General features: G+C 40.2%; 11 protein-coding genes and 1 other annotated feature. Of the genes, 10 read left to right on the top strand and 1 reads right to left on the bottom strand.

The features are described from left to right. Window positions 1-101 precede the first annotated feature (101 nt). The 9 genes from lon (at window position 102) to AB1471_RS02055 (ending at window position 11445) form a co-directional block, all read left to right on the top strand. On the top strand, window positions 102-2426 hold the full coding sequence (lon, locus tag AB1471_RS02095) for an endopeptidase La (protein WP_367777894.1): 2325 nt from the start codon (window positions 102-104) through the stop codon (window positions 2424-2426). Then, window positions 2423-3010, top strand: a complete 588-nt coding sequence (gene yihA, locus AB1471_RS02090) for a ribosome biogenesis GTP-binding protein YihA/YsxC (protein WP_367777893.1) — start codon at window positions 2423-2425, stop codon at window positions 3008-3010. The genes lon and yihA overlap by 4 nt, the downstream gene beginning before the upstream one ends. A 395-nt stretch (window positions 3011-3405) precedes the next feature. Beyond that, a complete protein-coding gene (gene hemA / locus AB1471_RS02085; RefSeq protein ID WP_367777891.1) occupies window positions 3406-4761 on the top strand; it encodes a glutamyl-tRNA reductase in 1356 nt (451 codons plus the stop codon). Window positions 4762-4775: 14 nt separating this feature from the next. Further along, on the top strand, window positions 4776-5609 hold the full coding sequence (locus AB1471_RS02080; protein ID WP_367777890.1) for a cytochrome C assembly family protein: 834 nt from the start codon (window positions 4776-4778) through the stop codon (window positions 5607-5609). 209 nt (window positions 5610-5818) lie between these two features. After that, the gene (hemC, locus tag AB1471_RS02075) at window positions 5819-6751 is read left to right on the top strand and encodes a hydroxymethylbilane synthase (RefSeq protein ID WP_367777889.1); all 933 of its coding nucleotides are present in this window, start codon (window positions 5819-5821) and stop codon (window positions 6749-6751) included. Between the two features lie 3 nt (window positions 6752-6754). Further along, the gene (locus tag AB1471_RS02070; protein WP_367777888.1) at window positions 6755-7543 is read left to right on the top strand and encodes a uroporphyrinogen-III synthase; all 789 of its coding nucleotides are present in this window, start codon (window positions 6755-6757) and stop codon (window positions 7541-7543) included. Between the two features lie 12 nt (window positions 7544-7555). Then, entirely contained in the window at window positions 7556-8533 is a 978-nt protein-coding gene (gene hemB / locus AB1471_RS02065; RefSeq protein WP_367777887.1) for a porphobilinogen synthase, read from the top strand. 24 nt (window positions 8534-8557) lie between these two features. Then, window positions 8558-9847, top strand: a complete 1290-nt coding sequence (gene hemL / locus AB1471_RS02060; RefSeq protein ID WP_367777885.1) for a glutamate-1-semialdehyde 2,1-aminomutase — start codon at window positions 8558-8560, stop codon at window positions 9845-9847. 488 nt (window positions 9848-10335) lie between these two features. Further along, window positions 10336-11445: a hypothetical protein gene (locus tag AB1471_RS02055; RefSeq protein WP_367777883.1), complete on the top strand. Its 1110-nt coding sequence runs from the start codon at window positions 10336-10338 to the stop codon at window positions 11443-11445. Window positions 11446-11447: 2 nt separating this feature from the next. Here AB1471_RS02055 and AB1471_RS02050 read toward each other — a convergent pair whose 3' ends face one another. After that, a complete protein-coding gene (locus AB1471_RS02050) occupies window positions 11448-11648 on the bottom strand; it encodes a YszA family small membrane protein (protein ID WP_437342314.1) in 201 nt (66 codons plus the stop codon). A gap of 125 nt (window positions 11649-11773) precedes the next feature. Next, window positions 11774-12008: a binding site (T-box leader), on the top strand. A 73-nt stretch (window positions 12009-12081) separates the two neighbouring features. Here AB1471_RS02050 and AB1471_RS02045 point away from each other — a divergent pair. Continuing rightward, window positions 12082-14706, top strand: coding sequence for a valine--tRNA ligase (locus tag AB1471_RS02045; protein WP_437342322.1), 2625 nt, complete (start codon window positions 12082-12084; stop codon window positions 14704-14706). Window positions 14707-14876 lie beyond the last annotated feature (170 nt).

Below are 14876 nucleotides of genomic sequence, written 5' to 3'. Positions count from 1 at the left end.
CAGTAACTACATCTTAGTAATTTGACCGAATGGTTTACATTCGTGTAGTAAGTTAGCTTGACGAATGCGTTCGAGCTTGAATGCAATGGAGGTGTCGTTTTATGGAAGAGAAAAACAAATATACCGTACCACTCCTCCCACTAAGGGGGTTGTTAGTGTATCCAACAATGGTATTGCATTTAGATGTTGGTCGTGATCGCTCTGTTCAAGCACTTGAACAAGCAATGATGGAAGAACACCTTATTTTTCTTTCTACACAAAAAGATATGACGGTCGATCAACCAGAACAGGAAGATTTATATTCTGTTGGAACATTGACGAAGGTTAAGCAAATGCTCAAATTGCCAAATGGTACGATCCGAGTACTTGTTGAAGGGTTAGAGCGAGCAAAAATGACATCCTTCGTTGAGGGTGATTCTTTTTACAAAGTTGAGATTGAATCTTTACCAGACCAACCAACCAAAAGTCCAGAGCTTGAAGCGCTGATGAGAACGCTTACCGATTATTTTGAACAATACATTTCATTATCTAAAAAAGTTTCAAATGAAACGTTAAATACCGTAACGGACATAGAAGAACCAGGTCGTCTTGCGGATATTGTGGCATCTCATTTGCCATTAAAGATTAAATTAAAGCAAGAAATTTTAAATACAACAGACATCAAGCAACGCTTAATACAAGTCATTGAAACCATTAACAATGAAAAAGAAGTACTAAGCCTTGAGAAAAAAATAGGACAGCGCGTAAAAAAATCAATGGAACGTACGCAAAAAGAATATTATCTTCGTGAGCAAATGAAAGCGATCCAAAAAGAGCTTGGTGATAAAGATGGAAAAACTGGCGAAATCACTGATTTATCCGAACGAATTAAAGCGGTCGGAATGCCAGAATCTATTTTGGAAATTGCCATGAAAGAACTCGATCGTTACGAGAAAGTCCCTTCTACATCAGCGGAAAGCTCTGTTATTCGCAATTATTTAGAGTGGTTAATTACTGTTCCTTGGACAACAGCAACTGATGATGATTTAGATATTAAAAGAGCGGAAAAAATCTTAAACCGTGATCATTATGGACTCGAGACAGTGAAAGAACGCGTGATTGAATACTTAGCTGTGCAGCAACTAACTCAATCACTCAAAGGGCCAATTTTATGTTTAGCAGGTCCTCCGGGTGTCGGTAAAACAAGTTTGGCACGTTCCATCGCAGAATCTATTGGACGTAAGTTCGTACGTGTTTCGCTAGGTGGTGTTCGTGATGAATCAGAAATACGAGGTCACCGTAGAACCTATGTAGGGGCAATGCCCGGTCGAATAATTCAAGGGATGAAAAAAGCAACGACCATCAACCCAGTTTTTCTTTTAGACGAGATAGACAAAATGTCAAACGACTTCCGAGGCGATCCATCTGCAGCTATGCTAGAGGTACTTGATCCTCAGCAAAATAATGCATTTAGCGATCATTACATTGAGGAACCTTACGACCTATCAAAGGTTTTGTTTATTGCAACAGCAAACAACTTGTCAACGATTCCTGGACCTCTGCTTGACCGCATGGAAATTATCACGATTCCAGGATACACAGAAATAGAAAAGATTAACATTGCGAAAACTCATTTGCTTCCAAAACAGATTAAAGAGCATGGACTAACGAAAAGTAAACTTCAATTAAGAGATGAAGCAATTCGAGAGGTCGTTCGTTATCATACACGTGAAGCAGGTGTACGTGGCTTAGAACGTCAATTGGCAAAAATTTGCCGTAAAACGGCCAAAATCATTGTTAGCGGTGAGAAAAAACGTGTTATTGTAACACCCAACAGCTTGACAGACTTTCTAGGTAAATGGAAATTCCGTTATGGTCAAGCAGAATCAGAGGACCAAATTGGTGTAGCAACAGGCCTTGCATACACAACAGTTGGTGGGGATACACTTCAGATAGAAGTTTCATTAACACCAGGTAAAGGAAAACTCGTATTAACAGGTAAGCTTGGTGATGTGATGAAGGAATCTGCACAAACAGCTTTTTCATATGTTCGTTCAAAAGCGCGCGAGTGGGATTTGAAAGAACAGTTCCACGAATCATATGATATCCATATTCACGTACCAGAAGGAGCAGTGCCGAAAGATGGACCTTCAGCAGGGATTACGATCGTGACTGCGTTAGTATCAGCCTTAACAAATCGCCCAATCAAACGAGAAATTGGGATGACAGGTGAGGTTACGTTGCGTGGAAGAGTCTTGCCAATCGGCGGCTTAAAAGAAAAAACATTAAGTGCACACCGAGCAGGTTTAACCACTATTATTATTCCAAAAGATAATGAGCGGGATATTGATGATATACCAGAAAGTGTACGAAATGAATTAACGTTTGTTTCAGTTTCTCATGTAGATGAGGTTCTTGAACGCGCATTAGTAGGAGAAAAATCATGAAAATAACACAATCAGAAATCATTATTAGTGCAGTAAAGTCTGAACAATATCCAGAGGGTGAACTCCCTGAGTTCGCTCTTGCTGGACGTTCTAATGTAGGTAAATCTTCGTTTATCAACAAAATGATTAACCGCAAATCATTGGCACGAATTTCATCAAAACCAGGTAAAACGCAGACATTAAATTTTTACTTGTTAAATGAAGCGCTCTATTTTGTTGATGTGCCAGGTTATGGATATGCTAAAGTATCTAAATCTGAACGAGCTGCTTGGGGCAAAATGATTGAGACGTATATGACCGATCGTGGTCCTTTAAAAGCAGTTGTACTTATCGTAGACCTGCGTCATCCTCCAACAAAAGATGACATAATGATGTACGATTTCCTGAAGCATTTTGACATCCCATGCTTAGTTGTCGCGACTAAAGCGGACAAGATTCCAAAAGGGAAATGGCAAAAGCACATGAGCATAACACGTCGAGCGATGCAAATTGAAGATGGGGATGGTTTAATTATGTTCTCTTCTGAAACAGGCATTGGGAAAGATGATGCATGGGCGTTTATTACTGAAAAAATGAATGACTAACTAATAGAGAAATGAAAGAACCTGTGATCTCATCCAGATAGAGAAGATCACAGGTTTTTTGGTTAGATAACTTTTGTGAAGTTTACACAGATATGTTGATTTAATTTGATTTTATAAGGTTTCTTTTCTCCTGTAACAGGCAATAATAACAACATGGAGTCATTTTGTGGAAACCAAGCAAGGCAGTTGAAACAGGACTAGCAGTTTGTTACTCTAGATTAGGATGTGATTGTCGTATCGTAGTGCGATTCGAGCGGATTCTCGAATACTATGTGAAAACGTGACCATTGAAGTCGAATAGGGGTTCAATGGATGTTCACAATTGTTGTTATGACACGTTTCATGACGTGGTATAATAGTGTAAATGATGAATTAGTGGGGGTGTCTTTCAAAACATGCACATACTAGTGGTAGGATTGAATTACAAAACGGCCCCTGTTGAGATAAGAGAACGTCTTTCTTTCCAGGAAGCAGATCTTAAGCATGCGATGGCGTCGCTTCAGACGAAAAAAAGCATACTGGAAAACGTGATTGTATCAACGTGTAATCGCACGGAAATTTATGCAGTCGTGGATCAGCTTCATACAGGTCGTTATTATATTAAAGATTTTTTAGCCAATTGGTTTGGTTTAGATAAAGAAGAGTTTAGCCCTTATTTATTCGCATATGAAAAAGATGGTGCGATGGAACACTTATTTAAAGTAAGCTGCGGACTTGACTCGATGATTGTAGGAGAAACGCAAATCCTTGGACAAATACGTAAGAGCTTCTTAACCGCGCAAGAAGTCGGTGCAACTGGCACAGTATTCAATGAATTATTTAAGCAATCCATCACGCTTGCTAAAAAAGCACATTCAGAAACGGATATCGCCTCCAATGCGGTTTCTGTCTCTTACGCTGCTGTTGAGCTTGCGAAAAAGATTTTTGGAGATTTAAATAAAAAGCATGTCCTTATTCTCGGAGCAGGGAAGATGGGGGAACTTGCGATTCAAAACCTTCAAGGTAGCGGTGCAACGAAGATTACGGTCATTAACCGTACGTTTAAAAAAGCACAAACACTTGCAGCAAAATTTGAAGGCAAAGCGAAACAAATGCGCGAACTTCAATGTGCTCTTGTGGAAGCAGATATTTTAATAACATCTACTGGTTCAAAAGATGCACTCATCGATAAAGAAATGATGACTCACGTTGAGGGAATGAGAAAAGGTCGTCCATTTTTTATGGTGGACATAGCGGTTCCACGTGATCTAGATCCTTCGATCAATGAGCTTGATAATGTATTTCTTTATGATATTGATGACCTAGAAGGGATCGTTCAGGCGAATTTAGCTGAGCGAAAACAAGCAGCTGAAGTGATTGAAATCATGGTAGAAGAAACGATTGTGAACTTCAAAGAGTGGTTGAACATGCTCGGCGTTGTCCCTATTATCTCATCCCTCCGCGACAAAGCATTAGCTGTACAAGCTGAGACGATGCAAAGCATTGAACGCAAAATGCCGAACTTGTCAGACCGTGAACGTAAAGTGTTGAATAAGCATACGAAAAGTATTATTAACCAGCTGCTAAAGGATCCGATCTTGCAGGTGAAGGAATTGGCTGCTTTACCAGATGGAGAAGAAAAGCTTGAGCTATTTATGAAAATCTTCAATCTTGAAGAGCAAGCAAAAGGTTCACTCCAAGCTTCTGAAGTGTCAACGGAAGAAATTGACTGGACTACCAAGCGCCAACCTGAGCTTTCCTTGCAGCCTTAAGTGGGGGATAACAGATGTTTGAACTTTCTATGACTCGACTTCATGAAGTGATGATTATCCTCTATTCTGTAAGTGTTTTACTTTATTTTATGGATTATTTACAAAAGAACCAGAAGGCAAACCGACTTGCCTTCTGGCTTTTAGCAATTGTTTGGGTTCTTCAAACAATCTTTTTATTTCTATATATGACAAGAACAGGGCGCTTCCCTATTTTAACTCTTTTCGAAGGGATTTATTTTTATGCTTGGGTGTTGGTCACACTGTCATTAGCGATCAATCGTCTAATGCGTGTGGACTTCACCGTTTTTTTTGTCAACGTAATAGGATTTACGTTTATGACAATTCACACATTCGCGCCATTTCAAGCTGCAACAAATGCAGCTGCTGAACGGTTAATGTCTGAGCTAATACTCATTCACATAACGATTGCACTATTGTCCTATGCTGCCTTTTCACTCTCTGTTGTTTTTTCAATCCTCTATATCTTGCAATATCGCATGTTAAAGAAAAAAAAGTGGGGACAAAAACTTCAGAGAATTACAGATCTATCAAAGCTTGAAAAAGGAACGTTTATTTTAAATGTTATTGGCTTCCCTATGCTGCTTTTAAGTTTAATTTTAGGGGTGCAATGGGCGATCATAACGCTTCCTTTTATGATTTGGTATGATGTGAAGATTGTCGGATCGTTTTTTATACTGGGGATTTATGGTGTGTTTTTATATTTGAAAGTTGGCAAGGGTTTAGCCGGGAAATCATTGGCAATGCTGAATATTGCAGCGTTTCTATGTTTGCTAATAAACTTTTTACTAGGCAGTCGATGGTCATCATTTCATTTCTGGTATTCGTAAACACAAAAGTGGAAGTGGCTGGTTTGGCTCCGACAAGCATAAGGCGCACTGACAGGATGGAGCTCTTTACCGTCAAGCCAGTGAGGCTTATGACCTCGAGGAGCTAGCCGCTGGTGCTGGATGAAATAAAAGCGGAAGCGACTGGTTTGGCTCTTGAAGCTAGACGTTTTCTGAAAATGTGGGATTCATATAGGAGGAACTAATAAGTTATGAGAAAAATTATCGTAGGTTCAAGAAGAAGTAAGCTTGCCATGACTCAATCAAAGTGGGTCATTGAACAGCTTAAAGCACTTGATCCATCAACAGAATTTGAAATAAAAGAGATTGTCACAAAAGGTGATCAAATTCAAAATGTTATGTTATCAAAAGTAGGCGGAAAAGGCTTGTTTGTGAAAGAAATTGAACAAGCGATGATCGACGGTGAAATCGACATGGCCGTTCATAGTATGAAAGATATGCCAGCTGAACTTCCACCAGGTTTAACGATTGGAAGCATTCCAGTGCGAGAAGATGTACGTGATGCTCTTATTTCTAAAAATGGACAAAAGCTTGCGGATCTTCCAGCTGGATCGATAATTGGAACGAGTAGCTTAAGAAGGAGTGCTCAAGTTCTTGCGAAGCGCCCGGATCTTCAAATTCAATGGATTCGCGGAAATATCGATACACGTTTAAACAAACTTAAAACTGAAAACTTTGATGCGATCATTTTAGCTGCTGCAGGACTTGCACGCATGGGGTGGTCAAATAATATTGTGTCTGAATTTTTAGAGCCAGAAGATTGTTTACCTGCAATTGGTCAAGGTGCACTTTCAATTGAATGCCGAGAAGAAGATGCAGAGCTTCGAGCATTGCTGGGTGAATTCACTGATAATGAAACGGAAAAAACAGTATTAGCTGAACGTGCATTCTTACATAAGATGGAAGGTGGCTGCCAGATTCCGATCGCTGGCTTTGCTACGTTAACAGGGAAAGAAATTTCGTTAACAGCTCTTGTTGCTTCTCCAGATGGAAAAGTTGTCTATAAAGAAGTTGTGACTGGACAAGATCCTATCAAAGTTGGTGAAGAAGCGGCTGCAGTTTTAACCTCACAAGGGGCAAAGACACTTGTGGACCAGGTAAAGGCTGAACAAGAAGGTCATTGAGGGATGAGCAACTTGCTATTAGGACGAACCATTTTATTGACACGTCCTTACCAAGAAGCACTTTTGGATAAGAAGTTAGTTGAGAAAAATCAAGGCAATACACTCTTGGTTCCTTTGATAGACACGACTTATATACAAAACAATAAAGAGTTGGAAATTTTATCGAACCTCGATGCATATTCTTGGATCATTTTTACGAGCAAGAATGCAGCAATGTATACAATGAACGTGTTAGAAAAAAAACACCTATTAAACTGGCTTCGTAAGATTAATATTGCAGCCATTGGTACAAAGACCTCTAGCTACATTGAAGAAAAAGGTTTTGAAGTAGCTTTTACACCACAAAGCTTTAAAGCAGATGAGTTCGTCAAAGAATTTCCTTTTGAAAAAATGGTGGGACAACGTGTTCTTTTTCCTCAAGGAAACCTCGCGCGTAATGTGGTGATGAACTCATTCAAGCAGCAGAAGATCGAATGTGATCAATGGATTCTTTATCACACGATCAAGCCTGAAACGAGTGATAAGAAGCTATTACATGCTTTACAAAGTGAAGCGCTAGATGTGATTACATTTGCAAGTCCCTCTGCAGTGAACAACTTTGTTGAGATAGTTAAAGATGTACCTATTCTTTTTCAACAAGTGAGAAATGGAAACTGGTTAATCGTGAGTATTGGTCCAACAACATCCGATGAGTTAAGTATTCATGGTTTACCTGTTCATATTGAGTCAAGTATTCATACAATGGCTGAGATGGTTGAAGAAATTGCAGGGTTTTATATGGGACAAAACTAGGAGGAACTTATCATGAATGAAATTGAATTTGCCCGTCACCGTCGCCTTCGTACATCTGATTCACTTCGTGCGATGGTTCGAGAAACGTGGCTTCGAAAAGAAGATTTAATTTATCCATTATTCGTTGTAGAAGGAGAAAAAATTTATAAAGAAGTACCTTCTATGCCAGGTGTTTTTCATATTTCATTAGATGCTGTTATGGATGAAATGAAAGAGATTGTCGAACTAGGAATTAAATCGATCATCTTATTCGGTGTACCAGCCGAAAAAGATCCACTCGGTAAGCAAGCCTATCACGATCACGGGATTGTTCAAGAGGCAACACGTTTGATCAAAAGTGAATACCCTGAGCTAGTAATTATTGCTGACACATGTCTATGTCAATATACAGACCATGGACATTGCGGTATCATTGACAATGGCAAAGTATTGAACGATCCAACGCTAGATTTGCTAGCGAAAACGGCAGTCAGCCAAGCACAGGCAGGTGCCGATATTATCGCTCCTTCAAATATGATGGATGGATTTGTTGCAGCGATTCGTCACGGACTTGATCAAGCAGGGTTCGGTGATATTCCGATTATGAGTTATGCTGTGAAATATTCATCAAGCTTTTACGGACCGTTCCGTGATGCAGCTCACAGTTCACCTCAATTTGGCGATCGTAAAACGTATCAAATGGATCCAGCAAACCGGATGGAAGCGTTACGTGAAGCCGAATCAGATGTGAATGAAGGTGCCGACTTTTTAATTGTTAAGCCTGCCCTCTCGTATTTAGATATTATGCGCGACGTTAAAGATCGTTTTCCATTACCGGTGGTTGCGTACAATGTGAGTGGAGAATATTCCATGATCAAAGCAGCAGCGCAAAATGGTTGGGTAAATGAGCAAGAAATAGTGATGGAGAAGCTAACGAGCATGAAAAGAGCGGGTGCTGACCTTATTATTACGTACCATGCAAAAGACGTGGCAAAGTGGTTATCCAACTAACAGATCATTGGAGGAGAGAATAAAATGCGTTCTTACCGACGTTCAAAAGAAGCATATAGTGAAGCAACTAAGTTAATGCCAGGTGGCGTAAATAGCCCAGTGCGTGCTTTTAAATCAGTTAATATGGATCCAATTTTCATGGAAAAAGGAAAAGGATCAAAAATTCATGATATTGATGGCAATGAATACATTGATTTTGTCCTTTCGTGGGGCCCCCTAATTTTAGGTCATGCAGAAGACCGAGTTGTGTCTGCGATTCAAGAAGTAGCATTAAGTGGGACAAGCTTTGGTGCGCCGTCAACCATTGAAAACAAGCTAGCGAATCTTGTGATTGAACGCGTTCCATCGATCGAAAAAGTGCGCATGGTTTCGTCAGGTACAGAAGCAACGATGAGTGCTCTTCGTCTAGCTCGTGGTTTTACTGGTCGAAATAAAATCGTTAAATTTGAAGGTTGTTACCACGGACACGGAGACAGTTTACTTATTAAAGCTGGATCAGGTGTTGCCACGCTTGGGTTGCCAGACAGCCCTGGTGTACCGGAAAGTATTGCGAAAAACACGATCACAGTCCCATACAATGATGTTGAATCCATTCAATATGTATTTAAAGAGTTTGGAGAAGATATCGCAGCTGTGATCGTTGAACCAATTGCAGGGAATATGGGCGTTGTTCCACCTGTTGAAGGCTTTTTAGAAGAGCTTCGCAGCTTAACAACTAATCATGGCTCCCTACTTATCTTTGATGAAGTGATGACTGGCTTTCGTGTAGGTTTCAATTGTGCACAAGGTCATCTTGGTGTAACACCAGATCTTACTTGTCTAGGAAAAGTAATTGGCGGGGGGTTACCAGTAGGTGCATTCGGCGGTCGCAAAGAAATCATGGATCAAATCGCACCAGCAGGACCGATTTATCAAGCTGGTACGTTATCAGGGAATCCACTAGCCATGACTGCCGGCTTTGAAACGTTGTCTCAATTAACGCCTGAGTCGTATGACTACTTTGTTGAGCTAGGTGACTTACTTGAGGAAGGCTTTACATTTCTTGCGAAAAATTATGGCATCCCTCATTCAGTAAATCGTGCAGGCTCGATGCTTGGATTTTTCTTTACGAATGAAAAAGTAACGAACTTTGATCATGCAAAATCCTCAGATCTTAAACTTTTTGCTGAGTTTTATCGTCACATGGCGAATAATGGTGTGTTTTTGCCGCCTTCTCAGTTCGAAGGTTGGTTCTTATCAACTGCTCATACGAAAGAAGATGTGGACAAAACATTGCAAGCGGTTGAGGCTTCGTTTAAAGCAATTAAAGGTTGATATAACCCTGGAAATAGGGGGTTTCTCCGGTAAGCGGAGCTGTCTTATAGGTATCAATTTATTACAAAATTCCTGTTTTCGTTAAAAAGTACTATTTTAAAGTAATCTGGGACTGATCTCAACGTGTTGAGGTCAGTCTTTTTTTGATTAGGGAACGTTGTATTAAATAAATCCAATAATAGAATTTATTCTACTCCTGTATATACTTGAAGCGATCATAAGTGCAAGTATTTTTAATGTAGTGGCAAATAATCCATTTGGTTCCGAATAGGTGAAAGGTGAAGGTATTATTATCTACCACTACCATTATTGTTTAATGAATTTAGTACTTATCTCATTTTGCATCGGGATTTCGTTCGCACAACCACCATTTTTTCGAATTTTTAGTAAAGTGATTGAATCAATCTGTGGAACGTCATAATCATTCCTCCTTTTGCATATAAAGAAAGTGAAGGATATTGTCAAAAGGAGAAATGAGGGAGGAAACGATGAAAAATAACCAGATGCCACTTACTTTAAAAGAAACGATTATAATGGATGGAGAGTTTGGGTTGAAAGAACTCAGATCACTATCATTTGAACCCAGTGTGTCTATTACAGAACATGCGGATCATGTGTTGATTGAAGGATCTCTACATTTAGCGGGTGAAGGAGTTGCGAGTGTTGGTTCGAGGTTTGATGAGGAAGCTAATGAATCATATGAACGAATTCATGTGATCAACCATTCTGGTGATGAGCAGTTAGATTTTGAACATTATTTTCCGATTACGGTTAATGTGGCATCAGAGCGAGTTGCAAATGTCCATCTATTAGACGTCTATATTGACCATATTGATTACGAACTGAAGGATGAACGTGTTTTATTTATCCATGCGGATATTGTGGTTGATGGGGTGACAAAAGCAGAAGAGACTATCGTTGTACAACCTGAAGTGGCAGAAGTAACGCCTGATTCTAATTATCAGATGGAAGTTGAAAGAGATGTTAAACCTGAAGAGGAAATACACGAGTTGCCGATTCGTTTATTACCTAACCCGTTAAAGGAATGGAATCAACCAAGTGGTGGGATTGAAGCATTTGAGGGACGAAATGAACTGGATGTTGAAGAAATGAACTCCTATCAAAATGATTCATACGTAGAAGATGCGATTGAACCTAAGGTTGCTGATGCTGATTCATACGTAAACGAAGATGCGATTGAACCTAAGATTGCTGATTCATACGTAAAAGAAGATGCGATTGAACCTGAGATTGCTGGTTCATCAGTACAAGACGAGCCACTTGTTGAAATGAGAGCGACTCCTCCTTTAGAATCGCTCGTTAATCATCAAACGCATATTGAAGAAGAACAACAAACGGCAGAAGCTGACAATCAAGAAGCCGAACGCTTTGATGTGACGGATGATCAGGCGTTAATGAGTTTTGTTTCTACGTTAGAGGATGAAATGACGACGATCAAAGTTCATATAACACAACAAGATGAGACACCAGAAGAAATCGCTGAGCGCTATGGAGTATCAATGATTCAGCTTATGAAAACTAACCAGTTTGAATCGCGTGCGCCATTTGATCGTGGCAGACTCGTTTGGATTCCATAGAATTAGATCCATTCAAAATACAACGCGACCGCGACTCCAACTAGAATTCCTAGGAGAAGAACATCAAGTGTCGATGGCCATATGAATAATCTAACTGCTTGAAAAGCACAAATCGGTATGATTACCGCTTGGCATGGTAATCGCCATCTTTTCCACCATGCTGGCAAGGGCTTTGGAGAAAATCGTTTAGTTATTTTAGTCATCGATCTCTTCCTTTCAAAATAATCGTTCCTGTATTGTATGACAGGATCATCCGATTAGCCCCACCTTAAAAATGCATTTAGCATTGACGGATGGTCAGGTCATCCGCTACTATAGAAATACATAATGATATGCGTTGATTGGGAAGAGTACATGACTATTCATTCTTCAGAGAAGAGGTTCATTTGCTGAAAGAATCTCCAGAACGAACTCGTAGAAGTCCCCCATGAGCAGCTAGGATGAACAGGCATTGACCTTATTAGTTACTAGCCGGTTAAACACCGTTATTGGAATTGAGTGTACAAGTTCTATTTGCTTGTGTAAAAAGGTGGTACCGCGAATGCGCTCCTTTCGTCCTTTTATAGACGAGAGGAGTTTTTTGGTTTTTTTAAATGGTAAAAGGAGGAAATTGATGTGGAAAAGAACGAAGTAACCATGCCAACGAAATATGATCCAAGTGCAATTGAAAAAGGACGCTACGACTGGTGGCTTAACGAAAAGGTTTTTGAAGCGAAAAACGATAATAAAAAAGAGCCTTACACGATCGTTATTCCTCCACCAAACGTAACGGGCAGACTTCACCTAGGACATGCTTGGGATACGACATTACAAGATATTCTAACGCGGATGAAGCGTATGCAAGGTTACGACGTTCTATGGCTTCCTGGGATGGACCACGCTGGCATTGCAACACAGGCGAAAGTAGAACAAAAACTTAAAGAGCAAGGTAAGTCACGTTATGACTTAGGCCGTGAAGAATTTGTAGAGGAAACGTGGAAGTGGAAAGAAGAATATGCCGATCATATTCGTGCACAATGGTCAAAGCTTGGGTTAGGCCTTGATTATTCACGCGAACGTTTTACACTTGATGAAGGTTTATCAAAAGCAGTTCGTGAAGTGTTTGTCACACTTTACAATAAGAAACTCATCTACCGTGGAGAATACATTATCAACTGGGACCCTTCAACAAAAACAGCTCTCTCTGACATTGAAGTAATCCATAAAGATGTCCAAGGTGCGTTTTATCATATGCGATATCCTCTTGTAGATGGCAGTGGACATATTGAAATCGCGACGACACGTCCAGAAACAATGCTTGGCGATACAGCAGTTGCCGTTCACCCAAAAGACGAACGCTACAAGCATTTAATCGGTAAAATGGTGAAGCTACCAATCGTAAACCGTGAAATTCCGATCGTTGGGGATGATTATGTTGATATGGAATTTGGTTCTGGTGCCGTTAAAATCACGCCAGCTCATGACCCAAATGACTTTGAAATTGGAAATCGACATAATCTCCAGCGCGTTCTAGTAATGAACGAAGATGGCTCAATGAACGACAAAGCAGGGAAATACGAAGGCATGGATCGTTTTGATTGTCGTAAACAAATCGTGAAAGATCTTCAAGAAGAAAATGTTCTTTTCAAGATTGAAGAACATCTCCATTCGGTAGGTCATTCGGAGCGAAGCGGTGCAGTTGTTGAGCCTTATTTATCAACGCAATGGTTCGTTAAAATGGGCCCACTAGCGGACCAAGCAATCCAACTTCAGCAAGGTGATGACAAAATCAATTTTGTTCCAAATCGCTTTGAAAATACCTATGTTCGCTGGATGGAAAACATTCGGGACTGGTGTATTTCTCGTCAATTATGGTGGGGGCATCGAATCCCTGCTTGGTATCATAAAGAAACCGGTGAAATTTATGTAGGGGAAGATGCTCCTAAAGATCTTGAAAATTGGAATCAAGATAATGACGTTCTTGACACATGGTTTTCATCTGCTTTATGGCCATTTTCAACAATGGGTTGGCCAAACGAAGAGTCAGCAGACTTTAAACGCTATTACCCTACTGCAGCGCTTGTAACAGGTTATGACATTATCGCATTCTGGGTATCACGAATGATCTTCCAAGGCATCGAATTCACAGGGGGACGTCCATTTGATGATGTGTTAATACACGGTCTTGTACGTGATGCGGAAGGACGTAAAATGTCGAAGTCACTTGGAAACGGTGTTGATCCAATGGATGTAATTGAACAATATGGTGCGGACTCACTGCGTTATTTTCTATCAACTGGTTCATCACCTGGTCAAGATCTACGTTTCTCGATGGAAAAAGTAGAATCTGTTTGGAACTTTGCTAATAAAATTTGGAACGCATCTCGTTTTGCCTTAATGAATATGGATGGTTTGCGTTATGAGGAAATCGATTTAACAGGCAAGAAGTCTGTTGCGGATAAGTGGATTTTAACTCGACTAAACGACACGATTGAAAACGTGACAAGCCTAGCAGACCGCTATGAATTTGGTGAAGTTGGACGTACACTGTATAACTTTATTTGGGATGATTTCTGTAACTGGTACATCGAAATGTCGAAACTTCCGTTAAACGGTGAAGACGAAGAAGCGAAAAAGACAACTCGTTCGATCCTAGCTTATGTGCTCGATCAAACGATGCGTTTACTTCACCCATTTATGCCGTTTATCACAGAAGAAATCTGGCAGAACCTACCTCATGAAGGAGCATCGATCACAGAAGTTGCATGGCCAACGGTTCAAGAAGAGTGGACAGACCGTGAAGCGGAAGAAGAAATGAAGCTTCTAATCGAAATCATTCGTGCCGTACGAAATGTCCGTGCTGAAGTAAATACGCCAATGAGTAAACCAATCAAGCTGATGATTAGAGCAAAAGGTGATAAAGTACTCGAGCGTTTAGAAAAAAATGAAGCGTATCTTGAGCGCTTCTGTCACCCTGAAACACTGCAGCTCGGTACATCCATTCAAGCGCCTGAAAAATCGATGACAGCTGTTGTAACAGGAGCTGAGCTGTTTTTACCCTTAGAAGGTCTTTTAAACCTTGACGAGGAAATTGCTCGTTTAGAAAAAGAACTGGTGAAATGGACGAAAGAAGTCGAGCGCGCTGAAAACAAGCTCGGAAACGAACGCTTTATCAGCAAAGCACCACAAGCAATTGTAGATGAAGAAAAAGCAAAGCAACAAGATTATTTAGAGAAGCAAGAAGCCGTTAAACAGCGTATTGAAGAACTTAAAAAGATATAGATAAAAGCGGAAGCGGCTTGTTCAGCCAAAGTAAGCACAAGACGAGCACTGCCTAAAAGGCGTTCTTTGCCTTTAGTAGTGAACGGTTTGAGAGGAGCTAGCCGTTGTAGTTGGATAGAATAAAAGCGAACGGATGACATTCTGTTCGCTTTCTTTTTTATGAAATTCTT

The organism is Jeotgalibacillus marinus (assembly GCF_040801915.1).
Lineage (GTDB): Bacteria > Bacillota > Bacilli > Bacillales > Jeotgalibacillaceae > Jeotgalibacillus > Jeotgalibacillus marinus.
Note: the sequence above shows the minus strand (reverse complement) of the source record. Positions and strands in the feature narration are given on the sequence as shown.